The organism is Micromonospora sp. NPDC049529, assembly GCF_055586685.1.
Genome location: NZ_JBVJHT010000008.1, coordinates 61973 through 81825, shown reverse-complemented (window position 1 = coordinate 81825; position 19853 = coordinate 61973). Strand labels below are relative to the sequence as shown.

Below are 19853 nucleotides of genomic sequence, written 5' to 3'. Positions count from 1 at the left end.
GGGGAAGCCCACCTCACGGCGCTAACCAAATGTGCGGCAGAGGCGTTGTTCCAGTCCCTCCATCGGTGTCGACCGGAACGGCAATGATCGTGTCAGATCTCACTCTGCGGCCGATCCTCCGGCGTCATGGCGCTCAAGCGTGCCGCGTACTCGTGAGCGGGTGCCCAGTGTCGACGGCTTTGCTCCCTGTCGTACTCGTACAGGGTCGCCCGGACCGAGCTGTGCGCCGTACCGGTCAGCTGTTCGATGAGCAGATACAACCATGGGGGCCGATGGGGACTTCGGGTAATGCAGGTCTTCAGCGCATGCCCGGCGAGGTTGTGATCGAGGGCGAGCAGTTCCTCGACGAGTGCCCGCCGCTGGCCCGGCCCAGCGGCCGACACAAGTAGACGTACCATGAACTGCCATTTGGTGGCCGCAGTAACCTTCCACTTGACCGGCTCGGGGTGGCGGGCGTGGATCCGGCGTACGAAGGTCAAGAAGGTGTCGATCGCCTCTTGGCGGTCTATGGTGATGAGCCGTTCGGGCAGCCAGCCAAGTGCCGTCATCGCGGGTGTGAACGCCTGGAGCTGTTTGAGGTCGCCCAACTCGTAATCGGGGCCGAAGACCACGGACTCCAGTTCGGCCCGAAGTTCGTCCCGGATGCTGCGGTCGGTCGCGAGCGGCACCACCCGGGCCAGCAGCCCCGCGAGGATCTGCCGGGACAACTCCTCGCGGTTAGTTAGCCGACGCCGGGTCTCGGCCGGCTGGTCGTCGTGGTGGCGTGCCTCGGACCCTTCGCGGATGTACGTCCGCAGCACGTCTCGCAGTTGCGTCGCGTCGAGGTCGGTCCACGCGGGGTGCTCGACCATTGCCGCGGCGAACGAGAGCAGAGCGTTGATCAGTTCGGCGTCGCGAGTGCCAGCGAGCGCTCTCCCGATCTCGTCCGGCAGCGGCGCGTCGTCGGCGTGCCGGTCGACGAGAAGCCGCCAGAGCTTGTACCCCTGCCGCCGGAGATCGGGGCGGTCCTCCTCGACCATCGACCGGCGGATGGAAGCCGGTGTGGGCTGTACGGCGGCGTTGCGCAGATCGGCGGCGGACAACTTCTCCACGGCACCACACAGGTCCCGCGCGTCCTGGTTGAGCAGCGCGTCGGCACCGAGCAGCGACAGTAACCCGGGCGTGCTGCCGGCCCTGAACTGCAGGACCTTGCGGAGGTGGGTGAGGTCGACACCTTGTGACGGCGCCACGGCCTGACCTTCGGCGCTGAAGCACCAGGTGAGGGCTTGGATGGCAGAGGACACGCCCGCTGCGGCCGCGTCGACAACCACCGGGCCCAGTTCGGAAGGGGACAGCCACATGATCGCATCCGTCAGGTCCGGGGCGAAGAGCGCACGCAGGTCGTCGTCACCGAGATCCACGTTGCGCAGGGCGAGCACCCAGAACCGGCGCGCCACGCCGGGCCTGCGCAGGTCGGCACGGCATCGGACCGCTACATGGGGCGCGAACGGCAGGTCCGGCTCGGTGGTCGCTCCGACCAGCAACTCGGATCCGATCACGGTGCACATCTCCAGATCGCCGGGACCGGTCGGCACGGCCAGGGTGTCGTTCAGAGCCTGGTTCGCTGCGGCCATCGGCAGCCGAAGGATCGACGCCCCGATCCGCCGCATCCGGATGCGGCGCCACAGTTCCGCGTGCGTCCGGTCGGCGAGCACGGCGGCGACAGTGTCGATCGATCCCGAAACGCCCCGGTAGGTCAGATAGGCTCGCTGGAGCTCGGTGGTGGGATCCTGGGTGACCAGCTCACGCAGGGTGCCGTCGACCACCCCGAGGTCGGCGGGGAGGCGCAGCCCGTGCCGGCTGAGGAACTGCAACAGGTCGGTGAGGCCCTGGGTAACACCCAGCTCGCCGAATCGGGTCCAGAAGCCGAGGGCCTGCTCGCGGCAGCAGTCCGGGTCGACCTCGACCAGCGCCTCGAGCAGGAGCAGGTAGACGTGGTCGTGCCCGCGTAGCTGTGACTTGTCCTGGTTGCGCAGCCAGTTGAAGACCTCGAGCTCGGCTACCAGTTCTGCCGCGTCTTCCGGGTGCTGGACGGCGAGACGGATCACCGTCCGGACACATTCGAGTCGCAGCTCGGGGCGCTGCCACGCGGCGCTCAGGTCGCCGCGCCAGCGGTCGGCCCGCTGGTGGGTGACGGAGGGAAGTAGCCGGAGAAAATCGCGCCCGACCCGGGCGTCACAGCCGGCGAGCGCCGCCCGACCGGCAGTGGTCAGCGCTGGCGACGGCGAGCGGAATCTGGCGTACGTGCGCAGCCCGAGGACCCGAAGCCCGTGCTGCTGGTCGTTGAGCCACCCTGCCAGCAGCCGTTCGGCCACTGCGGCCGGCGTGCCGCTGCCGGCCTGCCGGCCGGCGAGCAGCAGGAGCTGACCGGCGACCTCGCCGTACAGCAGATCGTGCGGGTCCTCGGCAACGAAGGCGGCGAGCGCCTCGGCGGCGTCCGGCCCGCAGGCGGCCACCGCCCGGGCAGCGGCGTGCTCGAACTGGGTCTGGTGGAAGAACCACAGCAGGTCTGCCTTCGCCCGCACGACAAGCAGGCCGCGGGAGCGCATCAGCTCGACGGCGTCCCGGTCCCGCACGGTCGCCGCGCTGAGCCAGACCCGCAGCTCGCGCCAGCCGATGCTGATCTGGCCCTGCTCAAGCATGGCGAGCGCGGACCGCTGCACCGGCCCGCTCAGGTCGGTTTCGACGACCGGCGTGGCCCGATCGCGGTGGTCGGTGACCACGCGCCACTGCCAGAGCTGGTCGTAGAGGGCCAGGCCGTCAAGATTGGGGTCCGGGGGGTTCGGGGCGTAGAGCTCGAAGAGGATTCGCAGGGTCAGCGGGTTGCTGACCACCTCGCGCAGCGCGCGGCCCTGAATTGTGGCTTCCCTGATTACACGCGCGACTTCGTCGTGCTGGTCGCTCGGGTAGCAGGCCCGGGTGTACGCCGCGATAGCCGCTGCCACCTCGTCGCCCCTGTGATCGGTGAGGAAGGGCGGCAGTGAGACCGTCCTGATCGGCGGGTCTCCCAGGCCGTCAACCATGTCTTCGTCGTCGCGCAGTCCCAGCCAGCCGGCCTCGATCGGCCGGCAGGCCACGACCACCGGGACCGCCAAGCGGACCGCGAACCCGAGGACCTCGTCGACGGCCGCACGCGCTTCCGGGCTGTGCGCAAGCAGGTCCAAGGTGTCGACGAGAAGCACCGGACGGCGGCGTCGGCGGCGCGCCGTCCGCAGCGCTGTGGAGAGTTCCTCGATCGTGATCGCGTATTCGCCGTCGGGCCGCTCCAGCCCTCGCAGCAGCGCGGTGGCGGGAATCAGGAAGGGCATGAACCCGTCGTGCCCGGCCGATCGGTGCAGGTTCCACATCAGCGCGGTCTTGCCGTAGCCTGCCTCGCCGACGACGGCGGTCACCGACGGCGCCGACAACCGCTCCCGCAGGCCCGCTTCGACCCGTCGCGGGACGTACACCCGGCTTAGTGTGACGGAGCGGACGGTACCGAGGGTACCGACCCGGTCGCAGCTGCTCGCCGTCGCCTGGCTGAGCCGCTCGGCCTGCCGTAGGGCGGCAGCCGCAGCCTCGTCGACCGGCTCACTGCCGTCGCCCGACGTCGACCGGCTGATCTCAGCCACGGCCGCCTTGGGGTACGGCACGCCAGCAGCGTCGTCGCAGGTGCAGCGCACCAGTCGACGCAGCTCGCTGAGGACACGGGGGTCCTTGGGCGGGTACCGGCCCTGTTTCCAGTGGCTCAGGGCTTGAGGTGAGGTCCCGACGGTGATCTGCCGTTCGGGTGGCGCGGCCGCGTTGTGGTCCCGTACCGAGTCAGCCAGCTGGTCGGACAGCGACTTGGCCGACCGCCTGCCCCAGTGACCGGACAGGAAGTGCTGGACTGCGTCGCTCAGCGCCGGATAGCGCCGTTCGCTGTTCGCCGGCATTTCGCCTCTCTCGCACGTCTCGCACGTCTCGCGCGACCGGCCGCTGTATCGCGGTCGTGGCCAGCGGCGCTGTCGAAGTACGTATCGCAGCGTAACCGGGCGCCTCCCTAGACGGACCTGGCGACGGCAGCGTCCGGTGCACGGGCCACCGGCCCGCCCGCCGGGGCAGGGGCCCACCCCGGCGGACCGCATTACCGAGGACGTGATCCGCTGTGTTCCCCAGTCACCAGGTGGCCCCGCCGTGCGCCGAGGCCCCGTATCCAGTCCAAATTCCGCCGTACGCCCGGTTCGTCGGCGCGGCGGCGGCCCGGTCCGGGAGCGTGCCCGCCGCGTTCCGGGCCGTCTTCGACCGGGCCGGCGTGCCGGTCCGCGCCACCGGTGACGACTGCTGGCGGGATCCGGCGCCCGGCCTGCTGCTGGTCGGCGACCACCGGTGCCGACACGAATTCATCACCCTGTGCGCGTTGTTGGGCGCGGCGGACCGGCGGTACGCGACGGTGCTAGCGAAGCCGTACTCACGCACTGCGCGCATGCTGCGGGCCGTTGCTCCCGGCGACCCGGACATGGTCCTGCCGCTGGTACCTCGCACGCTCGCACGTGATCGGGCGAACGTGTGGAACCGAGATCTGCTGACTCGGCTGCGCCATGCGGATCGGCTGCTGAGCGCCGCCCACCTGGCCGAGGTGAACCAGCGGTCGATCGTCCGGGCGGGGCATCTGCTGGGCACCGGCCGGGCGGTAGTCATGTTCCCCACCGGCGGGGTCGACGACGCACTGCGGACGCCTTGGCGCCGGGGCGTCGGTCGTATCATCCGTGCGATCGAACCACCGGCGCGCGAGCACGTGCTCGTTGTCATGTTCCGCTGCGAGCGGTTCTCGCCCCGGCGGCTGGTCACCGCCTTGAATCGGTCGGGGGCTGCACCGCCACCGGCGATCCACGTCCGCCTGCACACCTGGGGGCACGCCGCAGAACTACCCGATGCCGCCCGCCTCCAACAGCGTTTCCGCGACGTATTCGGCTAATCGGTAACCGGGTCCGGTCAGCCGGACCCGGAATCCGACTCGATCGACGGCGGCCGAGTGCGGCTGCGGACCGCCCACTCGGCCAGATCCGCCGATACGGTCTCGCTGACCGCCGCCACCAGCACCCGGCCGGCGGTCTCCGACCGGACGTACGGCGGCAACCCGGCGCCAAACAGTGCGACCTGCCTCTCTATCTCAGACCTGACCTGCACCAGCCGGATCCAGTTCCGCTGCCAGTCGAAGATCTGCCGCAGGCCACCGCAGATCACCACGCCGGCACCGAGCAGCGCGGGGACCGCGACCGGGGTGCCGAGCGCCAGCGTCGCCGGGATGGCCGCGGCGAGCAAGAGATTGGCCAGCTCCAGCGTCTGGTGTGCCAACCGGGAGACCCGCGCCCGGGAGGCATACCACTCCCAGGTGCGGCGGACATAGTCCGGCACGGCTTCCCCGTTACGCCGAATGGTCGACAGCACCCAGTGCTGCCTGTCGCGGGTTGGCGAGGCGGTCATCGGTCTCCCGGGCGGGATCGGGGCGTGGGCTCTCCAGTATCGCATCGAATTGGACGAATCAATTCCTGCGTCGGGTCTGTGGATCTAACGGTGTTTCCGGCCTGACCCGCCAGGCGTTGTGCCTGGTGAGGAGGGTGCCGTGATGACCGCGACACTGAATGATCAGACCGGACGTAAGAAGCGATCCGAGCCGTCGGCGGAGGCGAAGGCCGCCGCTGAGTTGGTTCGGGCGGCCAAGGAACAGGGGCTGTCGTTGACGGGCCCGGACGGGCTGTTGAAGCAGTTGACCAAGACGGTCCTGGAGACCGCGTCGAACGAGGAGATGACCGGGCACCTCGGTTACGAGAAACACGAGCCCGCTGGGACCGGGTCGGGCAACATCCGTAACGGCAGCCGGCCGAAGACGGTGCTGACCGACAGCACGGGGCCGGTGCAGATCGACGTGCCGCGGGACCGGGCCGGCACGTTCGAACCGCGGATCGTCCGTAAGCGGCAGCGTCGCCTGTCGGGGGTCGACGAGGTTGTGTTGTCGTTGTATGCCAAAGGTTTGACGACCGGAGAGATCTCCGCGCACTTCGCCGAGATCTACGGGGCGTCGGTGTCGAAGGAGACGATCTCCCGGATCACCGACAAGGTGATCGAGGAGATGACCGACTGGTCGCATCGGCCCCTCGATGAGGTTTACGCGGCGGTGTTCATCGACGCCATCATCGTGAAGGTGAGGGATGGGCAGGTGAGCAACCGGCCGTTCTACGCCGCGATCGGGGTCACCCTCGACGGGGAGAAGGACATCCTCGGGTTGTGGGCCGGGACCGGTGGTGAGGGCGCGAAGTTCTGGATGAGCGTGCTGACCGACCTGCGTAACCGGGGCGTCAAGGACGTGTTCTTCCTCGTCTGCGACGGGTTGAAAGGCCTGCCGGAGGTCGTCACGAACGTGTGGCCCCGCACGATCGTGCAGACGTGCATCATTCATCTGATCTACAACACGTTCCGGCTGACCTCGCGGCGGTACTGGGACGAGTTGAAGCGGGACAGCAAGCCGATCTACACCGCGGTCAACGCCACCGCGGCCCGGGCCGCGTTCGACGACCTGGCCGACAAGTGGGGCGACCGGTATCCGGCGGTGATCCGGCTGTGGGACAACGCCTGGGCGGAGTTCATCCCGTTCCTTGACTACGACCTCGAGATCCGCACCGTCATCTGCTCGACCAACGCGAACGGGTCGTTGAACGCCCGCTACCGGCGGGCGGTCAAAGCCCGTGACCACTTCCCCAACGAACTGGCCGCGTTGAAGTGTCTGTACCTGGTGACCCGGTCCCTGGACCCCACCGGAGCAGGAAGAACCCGATAGACGATGCGCTGGAAACCCGCGTTGAACGCCTTCGCCATCACCTTCAGCGACCGCTTCCCAGCCGCTGAAACCTACTAACCAAGATCGCCAGAAACACCGTTGGCGAGACAGGCCCCAGCTCCGCGAGGGGCCAACACCTCCTACGCATGGCGGATTGATGATCGTAGGGCGCTTGCCGGTATGGTGCGGTCGGTAGTCGGTACGTCACCGGGGCGATTGGGTTCGGAAGTCGCCCCGATTGGTCTGGGGGAGGCGTCGTTGACTGGTCGTTGGGTTTTGCTTCCCGTCACCGTGGCGGGTGTGGAGCTTCAGGTCGAGGTGGCCCACCCGGTCGGTTCCGAGGAGACCGGGCACCGCGAGACGGTGCGCGACGCCGTGACGGACGCGTTCGATCGCGCCCAGGATGTGATTGTCGCGGTGGCGACGTCGACCGTGGACACCATCGCACGGCTGGGAGAGCGGTCGCTGCGACCCGACGAAGTTGAGGTCAAATTCGGTTTGAAGTTCTCGGCGAAGGGCAGCGTGATCGTCGCGGGCGTGTCGAGCGAGGCGACCATGGAGGTAGCGCTGACCTACCGCGCCGCGGCGGAGCACCAACCCCTATGACGCCTGACGAACGGGTTCCGGGGTTTCTCGGCCGGATCCTCGATGCGGCAGGCCGTCCCGAAGGCACATGTTTTCAAGTGGCGCCTGGCGTCTTCGTCACGGCGTGGCATGTGCTGCGGAACGTCAGCGCGGGCACCGACACGGGCGATATCGGCGGGCTGGTGCGGGTGGATCCGTTGGGCGGCGGAGACAGTTTCGCTGCGACAGTGATCAACGTCGACCGGGTGCACGATCTCGGTGTGTTACGCGCGGAGAGCAGGCTTCCCGCGGTCGTGCCGGGTGTGGCGGTCACGGATGACGTCGAGCTTCGCGCCGAGGTGGCGGTCACCGGTTCGGTGTACCTACCGGATGATCAGGAGTATCGCTTTCTGGATGCGCCCGGGCGGTGGGCGGGCGGCACGACCCGTGATGGGGTGCGGCTGGGTCGGTTGACGGCGAGCGATGTGATGCGGGGGATGTCGGGTGCCCCGGTGCTGGGCATCGACAACATAGTGGTGGGTGTCGTGTCGGCCCGGTACAACACCGCCGACAACTGGGGCAGGGACACGGTGTGGGTCGCGCGGACCGAAGACCTGGTGCCTCTACTTCACGACGTCCGTGTCGAGGTGCGGGCGCGAGGAAAGGCCGAGTACGTCGAGCCGCCCGCGCCGGGTGTCTGCCCCTACCCCGGCTTGTCGGCGTTCACTGCGGGTCAGGCCGACTGGTTCTTCGGCCGCAAGGAGCTGACCGCGAAACTGGTCGACAGGCTGGTGGTGGCCAAGGATCGTGGATTGCCGTTGCTCGTGGTAGGCGTGTCCGGCTCGGGTAAGTCGTCCTTATTGCGGGCCGGTCTCGTGCCCGCGTTGTCGCGCGGTGAGCTCCCGGTTCCCGGTTCCGCGGACTGGCCGCGGGTTCGGCTGACACCCGGCTCGCGGCCGCTGACCGAGTTGGTCAGCCATTTCGCGGTATTGGCGGGCACTTCCGTCGGGACCTCGGTGGACGAGGTACGGGCCGACCCGGTCAGGTTCGCGGCGCTTGCCCGCCAGGCGGCACTCGCGCACGCGGCCAGGAAGGGACTCGACGTTGCCGGGCCGGTGGTGCTGGTCGTCGATCAATTCGAGGAGATCTTCACGCGGTGCAAGGACGCCGCCGAACGTGCCGCGTTCATCGGGGCCCTGCGTGCGGCGGCCGACAGCGTCGCCGACGATGACACCACCCCGAGCGCGCTCGTGCTCGCCAGCCTGCGTACGGACTTCTTCTCCTCCTGCGCGGAGGAACCGGGCCTGGCCGGAATCCTGCAGGACAACCAGTTTCTCGTCGGGCCGATGAGAACCTCCGAACTGCGCAGCGTGGTGGAAGGGCCCGCAGCGGCCGTCGGACTCGACGTGGAGCGGGGTTTGGTCGATCGGGTGCTCGAGGACGTCGTCGGCGCCGCCGGCCATCAACCGGGCACCCTGCCGTTGCTTGCGTATGCGTTGGAGGCCACCTGGAACAAGCGACGAGGCAACACCATGGCCCTGGCCAGTTACCAGGAATCCGGTGGCGTACGGGGCGCGATCAGCGAGGCGGCGGAGAAGCTGTTCACCTCGATGTCCGAGCCGGATCAACGGATCGTGCGGCGGTTGTTGCTGGCACTGGTGGCAGTCGGTAACGGTGTCGATGACACCCGTCGCCGGGTGCCGAAGCCGGAGCTGACCGGTGGTGACGACGACTCGGTGACGGTACTCAACCGATTGGTCGCCACCCGGCTGGTCGCCGTTGACGAGGGCACCGTTGAGATCGCCCACGAAGCCCTGTTGCGTGCCTGGCCACGGTTGACCATCTGGCTAAGCGAGGACCGGGCTGGTCTCGTCGTACACCGCAGGCTTACTGATGCGACGAACGACTGGCTGAACCTGGATCGGGATAGCGGCAGCCTGTATCGGGGCGCTCGGCTAGCCGACATCCGGGCCTGGCTGGCCGAGCGCGACGACCGCGCGACCGGCCTCTCGGACGTGGAACGCGAGTTCGTCGCGGCAAGCGAGGCGGCGGAAGCGTTCGCACGGGAAGCCGTCCGGCGCAACAACCAGCGACTGCGTCGTGGGGTGGTGGCGCTGGCCGTCCTGCTCGTGGTCGCCGTGGTTGCGGGCGGGCTGGCGGTGTGGCAGCAGCGGGTCGCGGACGATCAACGGTCCCTTGCAGAGCAGCAGCGTGCCGTCGCGCTGTCCCGGCTGTACTCGTCGGAGTCATTGACCGCACGCGACACCGATCCGCGCCGGTCGCTGTTGCTGGCGGTAGCAGCATGGCAGGCCGCGCCGACTGAGGAGGCGCGCGGCGCTATCCTCAGTGCACAGAGCGTTCCCTACCGAGGTACGCTCGGCCCTCTTGAGGCCCGGCTGTTCGATACAGATCTCAGTCCTGACGGCACGCTCGCCGCGACAGCGACCACCGACGGTACGGTCACGCTGTGGGACACGACGAGTCATCAACGGCTCGCCGCGTTGACTGGCAAAGATGGCGAGCTTCCGATCGTCGAATTCAGCCCGGACGGAGCTATCCTCGCCACTGCCCATGGCAATAGTGAACCCGCCGAGAAACGGCTGAGGCTGTGGGACGTGCACGCCCGCAAGCTGATTCACAGCTTGCCCGGCGACGCCCTGAGCGTCGCTTTCAGCCAGGACGGGACCCGGATCGCGACCGCTTCCCGGAACGAGCCCACCATCGTGCTGTGGGATGTGGAAACCGGACGCCGGATGCGTACCTACGACAAGGGCGGCAGCGCGTTCGGAGTCGCGTTCAGCCCGGACGGTTCGCTGCTCGCGGCGGGTGGCGGGGATAACAGCGTCCGGATATGGCAGACCGCCACCGGACGTCAGGTAGCGGTTCTGGCGGGACACGAGAAGTACGTGACAAGCGTTGATTTCAGTATGAATAGCTGGCTGCTGGCCAGCGGCAGTGCCGATGGGACGGTGCGGCTGTGGGACGTACGCAACGGGCGGGCAGCGAGTGTGCCGGTACTGCGCCCGCCCGGCGGAGACGAGTTCATCAGGGAGGCGGAGTTCAGTCCGGACGGGCGACATGTGATCGCCGGTTTGAACCGAAGCAAAAGCGTGCAATGGTGGCGGGTCACCGACGGTGCCGCCATCCGTTCCTTTGTCGGACACACCGAAAGCGTCGGGTCAGTCGGGTTCAGCCAAGATGGGCACTCCGTGCTCAGCGGCAGCCTCGACCGGTCGGCGATTCTGTGGCGGGCGCAGACCAATGTGATTGACCAGTCACACCCACCCACCCGCGTGGCGTTCAGTCCGGATCGCCCTCTGCTGGCGTTTACCCGAGACAAGGCCGTCACACTGTGGGACATGACCAAACAGTCCGTTGTCCGAGAATTGAACCCAGGCGTAATCAACTCGCTTTCTTTCAGGCCGGACAGCGGCGAACTGGCGACGGCAGGTGCCGACGGGAGAGTGCGTCTGTGGAATACCACCAGCTGGCAGCACGGTACCCCAGGAAGTATCGGCGACGATGTAATACCTTATTTCGTCCGGTACAGTCCGGACGGAAAGGCCCTGGCTGTGATCGGCGGCCCGTCCCGGGACACGATGTCTTCAGGTGAGGCCGAATTCCCAAGCCGTTTTCTGTTGGTGCGATGGGACCTCACTAACTCCGACGCGTCGCCGGTTCGGATAACCTATGAAGTCAACGACGTGTCAAAGGACCCTTATCCGGGTGGCGAGATGGCTTTTTCCCCGGATGGGAGTTTGATCGCCGTCCCATTGAGTAACGGGATGATCGAGCTCCGCGAGGCGCGTACCGGTGATTTGATCCACACCGTGGATGGCCACCATGGTCTTGCCACCACCGTGGCGTTCAACAAAGACGGTACGATGTTGGCAAGCGGTGGCAGCGACCGGAACCTACGGTTGTGGGATGTTGCTACGCGAAAGCAGATCGGCGCTGCGTTGAGTGGGCACAACGGCTCGATCAGAGGACTGGCTTTCCTACCGAACGGCGGCACACTTGCGTCGGTCAGTGACTACGATGTATCGCTGCGGCTGTGGGACGTTTCGGCACACCGATTCCTGGCGGCGGTGCGCACATCCGGCTCCTCGAACGCTCTTGCCGTGCAGTCCGGTACCGGACTCATCGCCGTGGCAGGTGCGAATTCACAAGTAAGCATCGTGGATCCCGATCCCGATCGGGCGGTGTCCGACGCATGCTCCGCCTTCCGTGGCAGGCAGACGGTTGCCGAGGCGTGGAAAGCCACCGGCAATGATCCGGACCAGGCCCCACGATGCTGAGTTGTGGTCCTCGGCGATTCATGCCAGGGCAGATCGGCCAACTGCAAAGGTATTGCGGTGTCTGCGAAGTCCACCCTTGGTAACAGATCGATAAACATACCTTTACCAGTGGTTTGTTGGTAGGTCCACGTGAGATGGATCCAGCTGGCGGCACGTAGGCCCCGGAGGCCCCACCCCTGTGCCGTGCCAAAACTAGACGCACCGGCTGTGAGCTGTGGCATCGTCTGGCCGCTGCATGATCGCTTGATGATGGTCCGGATGCTATATCTGATCATGGTTCGGGTGTTCGGCTGGCTTGCGCTGCTCACCAGAAGCGACGCGACCAAGACCGCGGAGTTGCTCGTGCTACGGCATGAAGTCGCCGTGCTGCGCCGTCAGGTCGGTCGGGCACGACCGTCGTGGCCGGATCGAGCGGTGCTGTCCGCACTGACGCGGCTACTGCCCCGCGTGCTGCGGAAGCACCGGATCGTGACCCCGGCGACCCTGCTGGCCTGGCATCGTCGCCTGGTCCGGCGGCAATGGACGTATCCGAGCCGGGCGGGCCGTCCCCCGATCAGCGACGATGTTAGGGATCTGATCGTGCGCATGGCTCGGGAAATCCTGGCTGGGGGCATCGCCGGATCCAGGGCGAACTCGTCGGGGTCGGGCACCACGTTGGTGCCGGCACGATCCGCCGGATCCTCGCTCGTACCAGGATCGGACCGGCCCCACGCGGCGTCGACACCTCCTGGCGGACCTTTCTGCGCGCCCAGGCGTCCGGGCTACTCGCAACGGACCTCTTTCATGTGGACACCGTGACGCTGCGGCGGTTGTACGTCCTTTTCGTGATGGAGGTCGCCACCCGCAGGGTGCACATCCTCGGCGTCACCGCGCATCCGACCGCGGCCTGGACCACCCAGCAAGCCCGCAACCTGGTCATGGACCTCGACGAACGGATCGCGTCGTTCCGGTTCCTGATCCGCGACCGCGACGCGAAGTTCACCCGGCCCTTCGACGCGGTCTTCGCCGCCGAGGGCATCGATGTGGTCAAAACTCCGCCACGGACACCTCGGGCGAACTGCTACGCCGAACGGTTCATCCGCAGCGTTCGACGGGAGTGCACCGACCGGATCCTGCTCTACAACGAGCGCCACACCCGCACCGTGCTCGACGAGTACGCCGCTCACTTCAACGGACACCGACCACATCAGAGCCTCGCTCAACATCCACCGAACCACGACCCAGCCGTGGTTATCCCGATCAACGCCCCGATCCGACGCCAACGAATCCTGCACAGGCAGTGCTTCCGACGTCACCACTGGACTCGCGGTGACCAGCGAACGCCCGTGCGGTCGCATAGCTGAACGTGCGCTCGACCCACGTGATGACGGTGTGCCGTAACCAGTGCACGCTGATACCTTGCGTGGCGACCCAGGGCAGGTGCTCGCCGATCCGGGTCCAGAGGTGGTCGTAGCGCCGGTACGTGACAGGACGACGATGGCGGAACCAGAAGAGCTTGCCCGTGGGATCGCCGTCGCCGCGTTCGCCCCAGTGCGCGAGCAGGTGCCGCATCAGCGTGGGCGACACCGGCTGCCAGCGCTCAGTCCCACCCTTCTCCCGGAGACGGACAAGGCACTGCCTTTCGTCAAGGTCACAACGTCGGAGGCTGAGCGCTCCCCCGCGCCGGCAGGCGGTCTCGGTATGAAAACGCAACAGCAGCGAGTCCAGCGTGGGATCGTTGCCGGTGGTAGCGGCGATCTCGGTGATCTCGGTCAGTCGCTTGTCCGCCAACGCGTGCCGGTTACTGGCCTGCCGCCGTGGCTTGGCCACCCGAGCGGCCGGGTTGTCGGCCTCACTGACGAGCCCGTTGTCGACCGCCCGCTTGTAGAGACACCGCATCGCCGCGACGTAGTTCTCCTCGGCACCGCTCCCCCCGCGACCGTTGCGACGGATGACACGATTAGCCCGGATCCGCTTGCCCAAGCTTTCGATCTCCAGCGGACCGGGTTCGTTCAACCGCCGGGAACCCCACTCGTCAACGACCCGATTCCAGTAGGTCCCGTACGCCTTCAGCGTTCCTGGCATGACCGCGGCGGCGACCTTGGGGACGAACTCCGCGAACGTCGGTACCAGGGGCCGGTTCGCCTGCGCTCCCGCCAGCAGATCGGCGGGAGTAACCCCGAGCTTGGCGAGCAAGACCAGCGCAGCGTCAACCTCGGGTCGCCCCGAAGCCCCAACATCAACGCTCATGCGGCATCACCGCCGAACACGTCGGCGTGATGCCGGGTGATCATTGCGTCGAGCGCCGCCGGCGGATGGACAACCAATCGCCCCGCGTGCGGGTCGGCGACGAGCAGGACGCGGCTGCCAGCCTCCAGCCCGCACCAACGGCGAACAGGCGCGGGCACCCGAAGATGACCCTTCGGCGACAGCCGGACCGGACCACCTCGGTCGGCGGACACCACCACAAGACCGCCGCGCTCCCGGCATGTCACCGAAGTCCCGGGCACCCAGCCCAGCGAACCGAAGACGAGCCGCGAGGCGACCCGCCCACGATCATCGATCGCGGCAAACCCGTAGATGGACGAGCGCCCGCGAGGGGCCATCAGCCGAGGCACGGAGACATGCCGGTAGCCGACGGCGGGAAGAGACTGGCCCGGCCGCCCCGCGCGAGCCTTCCGGACCTTCGGCGGGATGAGCGGTGCCACAAGGCTGGTCACGACGACCACCTCTGACGCGGTCGATGACCCGCTGACACCGGTCGTCGGAAGCTACCGCAACGTCCTGAACCGCAACGTCCTGAGACGTGTTCAAGTAGCAGGATGCTGATGTTGCACAGATGCCACAGTTTTGTGTCCGAGGGGGGACTTGAACCCCCACGCCCTATACGGGCACTAGCACCTCAAGCTAGCGCGTCTGCCATTCCGCCACCCGGACTTACATGCCTTTCCACCGTTGACCTCAGAGCAGTTTCACGCTCGTTGGCTGCCCGGCGGGCCGCACGGTGGATTACTGTACACGCCAGGCGTCGATCATGCACAACGCCCACCACTCACCATCCTGACCTGGGCATATGTCCGTTCACGCGAAATCTCGATGGTGTCCTTGGGCACCCGCGCGGCACGATGACGCGATGACGATCACGCGTACGAACCCGGATGGGATGCACCCGACTCCGGGGTATCACCACGTGACGGTGGTGGCCGCCGGACGTACCGCCTATCTCGCTGGGCAGTGTCCTCTGGACCCCGGCGGTTCGCTGGTGGGTCCGGGCGACGTCGGCACCCAGGTCGACCAGGTGGTCGCGAACACCCTGACCGCGTTGGCCGCGATCGGCGCCGCACCCGAGGAGGTCGTCCGGACGGTGATCTACGTGGTCAGTGACGACCGTACGGTGTTGGCCACGGTCTGGTCGCGCCTGCGCGAATCGCCGCTCGCCGCCGCGTTCACCAGTGCCAGCACCCTGCTCGGAGTGGCGCAGCTGGGTTTCCCGGGGCAACTGGTGGAACTCGACGTCACCGCCGCCCTGGCCTAGCGCCAGCACCCGCCCGCTGTCCAGAATCCGACACGCGGAACGTCACTGGTCGACCGGATCACGACGGAACCGGTGCGGCCGGGTGGCGGGCCGGCCGGTGCGACGGGCACGATGGCGACGTGTCCCAGCCGCCGCCCCTACCCGCCGTCCGACGCAACGCCCAGGCGCTCTCCGACGCCGGTGACTCCCCTGCCGCCCGCCGACTGCTCACCCAGGCTATCGAGGCGGGCCGGCCGGCGTACGGGGAGGACGACCGGGAGGTGCTGGCCACCGGGCATCTGCTGGCCCGGCTGCACGTACAGGCGGATGATCCGGCCGGTGCGCGGCGGGTGCTGGAGGAGGCGCTCGCCGCCGGTCTGCGTCGCTGGGGTGAGGGCGATCCGCTGCTGTTGGCGATCTCGTTCGACCTCGGCACGGTCGCCGAGGAACTGGGCAACCGGCACGAGGCTCGCCGCAACTTCACCAGGGTGGCCACCGCCGGGCCTGCGGCGCTCGGCGCCGACCACTGGACGGTACGGGCAGCGCGCGAGTACCTCGACGGCTCGCCCTCGGCGGGTGGTGTCGGGACGATCCCGGAGCCAACCGCCCCCGCGTTTCCGCTGACCGTCCCGAGGATCCCGCCGTCGTTCACCGCCGCTGCGCTCGACGGCACCGCCGGAGCCACCGTGCCGAGCGCTCCGGTAGGCCCGAAGCAGCGGACCGACGGGTTGCCGCCGCCGCCGACCGACGGGATTGCCGGACCGGACACCTCGGTCGCGCCCCCGCCGAACCGGGCCGTACCGCCCCCCGTCACGGCCGGGTTCACCTCCACCACGGCCCCGGACGCGGCACCATCGATCGCCCCCCGGTTCACTCCGACGACCGCTCCGGACGCACCGCCACCCGCCGCGCCCCGGTTCACCCCGAGCCCGAGCCCGAGCTTCAGCCCAAGCCCGGAGGCACCGCCGCCGGCCACGCCCCGGTTCAACCCGGCTCAGGCCCCCACCTCGCCGGGTCCGGCCGCGCCAACCCCACCGGGGCCGATCCCACCGGGGCCGACGCAAGCCGCACCTCACCCTTCGGTGACGGCGCCACACGAGGCTCCGACACCACCGGCACCGCGGGCGTGGCCGGGACAGGGAACCTCCGAGCCGACCCACCCGCCGGGCCACGCGGCCCACCCGCCGGGCCCGCCGGCGTACCCGTCGGACCAGGTCACATATCCGTCGGCGCAGGCGGCGTACCCGTCGAGCCATCCGGCGTACCCGTCGGGGCAGGCTGCGGCGGTGGGGCCGTACCAGGTGATCACGACGCCGGCCCCGGTGGTGCCGGCAGCCGCCCCGCCGGGCCGGGGTCACGGTGCGGTGATCGCGGCCGGGATCGCGGCCGCGGCGGCGGTGCTGGCGGCCATCGTGGTGGTGGTCGTCACGCTGCTCGACCAGCCGGCCTCGCCGACCGGGCCGGACACCGGGCCGAGTGTGGGGACGGAGGCGGGGCCGGGTGCCGGTGGGGTTCCGCCGAGCCAGCTTGCCCTCCGGGACAACGGTACGGCGATCACGATCACCTGGACCGATCCGAGCGCCGGTACGGTGTCCTTCATCGTGGCCGGTGGCCGTCGGGGCCAGCCGCTGGGTCCGATGGCGACCGTCGATCCGGGTGCTACCAGCCACACGGTGAACGGGTTGAGCGCCAAGGTCGACTACTGCTTCACCGTGGTCGCCGTCTACTCGACCGAGGTGGTCGCAACGGCCGAGCAGGTCTGTACCGACCGGGGATAGACGCGGCGGTAGGGTCCATTGTCGGCACCGGCTGTGTCCACAGCCGCACCCGGCGGGTTCCCACCCGGATTGACCAGGCCATATGATGGCACCCGGTTTCTGGGAGGCGCGCGGTCGGATCCGGCCGCGATCAGGTGAGAGGCGGCCGGCTGTGGTCACCACAGACAACGGCACCACGAGCACCAACGACCCCGGCGGCAGCGACCCGTCGACGACGACCGGCCCGGCGCGGCGGTCCCGGAGGATGCGGGGCGGCCTGGTCACGATCGGCACGGTGGGCGCGTTGGTCGCGGCGATGGGGTTGACCGTGCTCGGGCTCGGCGCGGCCGACAACGCGGTTGCCAGCTTCGATGCCAGTTCCTGGTTGTGGAGCACGGCGCGCAGCGAGTTGGCCCGGGTCAACGGGATCACCGCGCGGGTGGACACCCGGATGCAGTTGCCGCAGGGGCGCAGTCATCCGATGCAGGTGGCCCAGACGGACAAGATGCTGGTGCTGCGTGATCTCACCACCGGCCAGATCAGCTCCCTCGACCTTGCCACGCTCCAGGTGGTCGCCCGTACGCAGACGACCTCCGGGCTCGGGGTCAACGTCGCGCTGCACGAGGACTCGGCGTTCGTGGTCGACGCGGTCCAGGGCGTCGTGCGCCAACTCGACCCGCGTTCGCTGGCGCCGATCGGCGAGCCGGTGCGGTTCCTGCCGGGGATCACCGGTGGTGCGTTCGACGGCAAGGGCCGGCTCTGGATCGGGGTGCCGAGCGAGGGCACGGTGTCGGCGATCACCCCGGCGGCGCTGCCGTCGGCCGCCGCCTCGCCGGCCGGTGGGTTGAGCCCGAAGGAGGTACGCAGCCTGACGGTCGCCGAACCAAGTCACGACCTGGCCCTCTCCACCCTGGACGACGGGGTGGCGGTGCTGGACCGGACGGCCGGCATGCTGACCACGGTCCGGGGCGAGGAGCAGCCGCGTACGGTCAAGCTGGACGTGAGCGGGCCCGCCGTCCTGCCGGTGCGTTCCACCGGGTCGCAGGTGGCGGTGACGGTGCCGGACGACCGTAACGTCTACGTGGTCGGTGACGGCGCGGTGCAGCAGCGGTTCGCGGTGCCGGGTGCGGGTCCGTTGAGTCCGGCGGTCGCCTGGGCGGACCGGTTCTACTGTGCCGACGAGCAGACCGGGACGGTCTACTCGTTCGACGCGGCCGGCAAGCAGGTTGACAAGATCGAGATTGCCGGGGCGAACGGGCCGCTGGAGTTGGAGGTGCGGGAGAACCACCTGTTCATCAACGCACCGAACTCGGCGAACGCGCAGGTGGTCGACGACAAGAACTCCGCCCGGCCGGTGAACAAGTATGCCAACGACATTCTCGGTGGGGATCCGCCGCCGGTCGCCCCGCCGCCGGCGCCGCCGCAGAAGCCGCTGGTCGGCAAGCCGGGTGCGCCGAGGAACGTGACCGCGTCGGCCGGTAACTCGCAGGCGCGGGTCACCTGGCGGGCGGCACCGGCGAACGGGTCGGCGATCACCCGGTACGTGGTGGAGGGTGCCGGCAAGGAGGTCGAGGTCGGTGCGAACCAGCGCTCGTTGGAGTTCACCGGGCTGACCAACGGGGAGTCGTACCGGTTCTCGGTCCGGGCGGTGAACGCGAAGGGCACCGGGCCGGCGAAGACGAGCAACGCGGTGGTGCCGACGTCCGAGGTGCCGGATCCGCCAGCGAGCGTGACCGCGCAGGAGCGCCCGGACGGCACGGTGCTGGTGAAGTGGCCGGCGGCGAACGGCCAGGGCTACAAGATCAGCCGGTACGCGGTGACCGCGATCTCGGCCGGTGCCACCTCCCTGGCCGGTGAGTCGACCAAGACCGAACTCGTCATTCCGGCCGGTGAACTCGACTACGGCAACCAGTACGCGTTCCAGGTCGTCGCGGTCAACGAGAAGGGCGCGGGATCGACCCCGTCGCCGGTGAGCAACTCGGTGGTGCCGTTCGCCAAGCCGGACGCGCCGACGAATCTCGCCGCGACCACGGTGGCCGGTGAGGCCGGGGCGATCTCGGTGGTCTGGGCCGACGCCCGCGACAACGGCCGGGCGGTGACGAAGTACGTGGTGACGGCCGGCGGCAAGACCGTCGAGGTGACCGAGCCCCGGGTGAAGCTGACCGGGCTCGGCGACAGCCAGACGATCACGGTGCGGGTGCACGCGGTCAACGAGGCCGGTGCCGGTGCGGAGGCGTCGGACACGGCGCGTACGGTGGCGCCGCCTCGGGTGACGGTCACCGGCAGCACCGCCGACGCCACCTCGATCACGGTCAACTTCACCGTGGACGCCGGTGGTGGGCAGGCCACCTGTTCGGTGACGCCGGCCGGGCGACCGGCGGTCAACGGCGCCTGTTCCAGCATCCGGGCCACCGGGCTGACCCCCGGCACGAACTACACCTTCAAGGTCATCGCGAACAACGCCGCCGGCCCCGGCGAGGGCGCCGGTGCCCAGCGGACCAACGACCTGTTCGGGATCGCGACCTGCAACAACGGCGAGAACGGCGACACCGCCACCTACTGCGACCGGGAGCGCGACGGGCGCAACGGTAACGAGATCTTCCGGGTGCCCGAGCAGGACAACGCCCGGCAGGCCGGCTGGGCCAAGCCCGGCACCCGGTTGCAGGCGTACTGCAAGGTGCAGGGTGATGACGTCGACTCGTACATCTACAACAACCAGAAGCGCAGCACCTGGTGGGTGCAGGTGAATTTCGAGGGGCGCAACTACATTCCGTGGGCGTGGTTGAACCTGGAGGGCGGCGACAACATCAACGTCCTGCCGAACTGCTGAACGGCGAGCGGGCCGCCGACGACCCGACCGCTGCCGAGGAACCGACCGTCACCGAGGAACCGACCGTCACCGAACC

11 protein-coding genes, 1 tRNA gene and 1 pseudogene are annotated in these 19853 nt (G+C 68.6%); 8 read left to right on the top strand and 5 right to left on the bottom strand.

What is annotated here, in order from left to right:
* Positions 1-92 precede the first annotated feature (92 nt).
* A complete protein-coding gene (locus ACZ6QQ_RS15580; protein ID WP_465876887.1) occupies positions 93-3953 on the bottom strand; it encodes a hypothetical protein in 3861 nt (1286 codons plus the stop codon).
* A gap of 212 nt (positions 3954-4165) precedes the next feature.
* Between ACZ6QQ_RS15580 and ACZ6QQ_RS15575 the strand changes: the two genes are divergently transcribed.
* Positions 4166-4975, top strand: a complete 810-nt coding sequence (locus tag ACZ6QQ_RS15575) for a hypothetical protein (RefSeq protein WP_465876886.1) — start codon at positions 4166-4168, stop codon at positions 4973-4975.
* Positions 4976-4992: 17 nt separating this feature from the next.
* On the opposite strand, the gene ACZ6QQ_RS15570 is transcribed toward ACZ6QQ_RS15575, so the two are convergent.
* A complete protein-coding gene (locus ACZ6QQ_RS15570) occupies positions 4993-5484 on the bottom strand; it encodes a DUF4231 domain-containing protein (protein WP_465876885.1) in 492 nt (163 codons plus the stop codon).
* A gap of 142 nt (positions 5485-5626) precedes the next feature.
* On the opposite strand from ACZ6QQ_RS15570, the pseudogene ACZ6QQ_RS15565 reads away from it, so the two are divergent.
* The 4 genes and pseudogenes from ACZ6QQ_RS15565 (at position 5627) to ACZ6QQ_RS15550 (ending at position 13040) form a co-directional block, all read left to right on the top strand.
* Positions 5627-6913 (top strand): annotated as a pseudogene (locus ACZ6QQ_RS15565) (IS256 family transposase).
* A gap of 222 nt (positions 6914-7135) precedes the next feature.
* On the top strand, positions 7136-7441 hold the full coding sequence (locus tag ACZ6QQ_RS15560; protein WP_465876884.1) for a CU044_2847 family protein: 306 nt from the start codon (positions 7136-7138) through the stop codon (positions 7439-7441).
* Entirely contained in the window at positions 7438-11697 is a 4260-nt protein-coding gene (locus tag ACZ6QQ_RS15555) for an nSTAND1 domain-containing NTPase (RefSeq protein WP_465876882.1), read from the top strand. The genes ACZ6QQ_RS15560 and ACZ6QQ_RS15555 overlap by 4 nt, the downstream gene beginning before the upstream one ends.
* 827 nt (positions 11698-12524) lie before the next feature.
* Complete coding sequence (locus tag ACZ6QQ_RS15550; protein WP_465877149.1) at positions 12525-13040, top strand: integrase core domain-containing protein; 516 nt, start codon at positions 12525-12527, stop codon at positions 13038-13040.
* Here the strand turns inward: ACZ6QQ_RS15550 and ACZ6QQ_RS15545 are convergent.
* The 3 genes from ACZ6QQ_RS15545 to ACZ6QQ_RS15535 form a co-directional block, all read right to left on the bottom strand.
* Positions 12937-13926: a tyrosine-type recombinase/integrase gene (locus tag ACZ6QQ_RS15545; protein ID WP_465876881.1), complete on the bottom strand. Its 990-nt coding sequence runs from the start codon at positions 13924-13926 to the stop codon at positions 12937-12939. The genes ACZ6QQ_RS15550 and ACZ6QQ_RS15545 overlap by 104 nt on opposite strands.
* Complete coding sequence (locus ACZ6QQ_RS15540; protein ID WP_465876880.1) at positions 13923-14396, bottom strand: hypothetical protein; 474 nt, start codon at positions 14394-14396, stop codon at positions 13923-13925. The genes ACZ6QQ_RS15545 and ACZ6QQ_RS15540 overlap by 4 nt, the downstream gene beginning before the upstream one ends.
* 133 nt (positions 14397-14529) lie before the next feature.
* A tRNA-Leu gene (locus ACZ6QQ_RS15535) sits at positions 14530-14613 on the bottom strand.
* A gap of 196 nt (positions 14614-14809) precedes the next feature.
* Here ACZ6QQ_RS15535 and ACZ6QQ_RS15530 point away from each other — a divergent pair.
* The 3 genes from ACZ6QQ_RS15530 (at position 14810) to ACZ6QQ_RS15520 (ending at position 19777) form a co-directional block, all read left to right on the top strand.
* Positions 14810-15211, top strand: coding sequence for a RidA family protein (locus tag ACZ6QQ_RS15530; RefSeq protein ID WP_465876879.1), 402 nt, complete (start codon positions 14810-14812; stop codon positions 15209-15211).
* Between the two features lie 119 nt (positions 15212-15330).
* Complete coding sequence (locus ACZ6QQ_RS15525) at positions 15331-16968, top strand: fibronectin type III domain-containing protein (RefSeq protein WP_465876878.1); 1638 nt, start codon at positions 15331-15333, stop codon at positions 16966-16968.
* Between the two features lie 244 nt (positions 16969-17212).
* The gene (locus ACZ6QQ_RS15520; protein ID WP_465877147.1) at positions 17213-19777 is read left to right on the top strand and encodes a fibronectin type III domain-containing protein; all 2565 of its coding nucleotides are present in this window, start codon (positions 17213-17215) and stop codon (positions 19775-19777) included.
* The last annotated feature ends 76 nt before the right edge of the window (positions 19778-19853 follow it).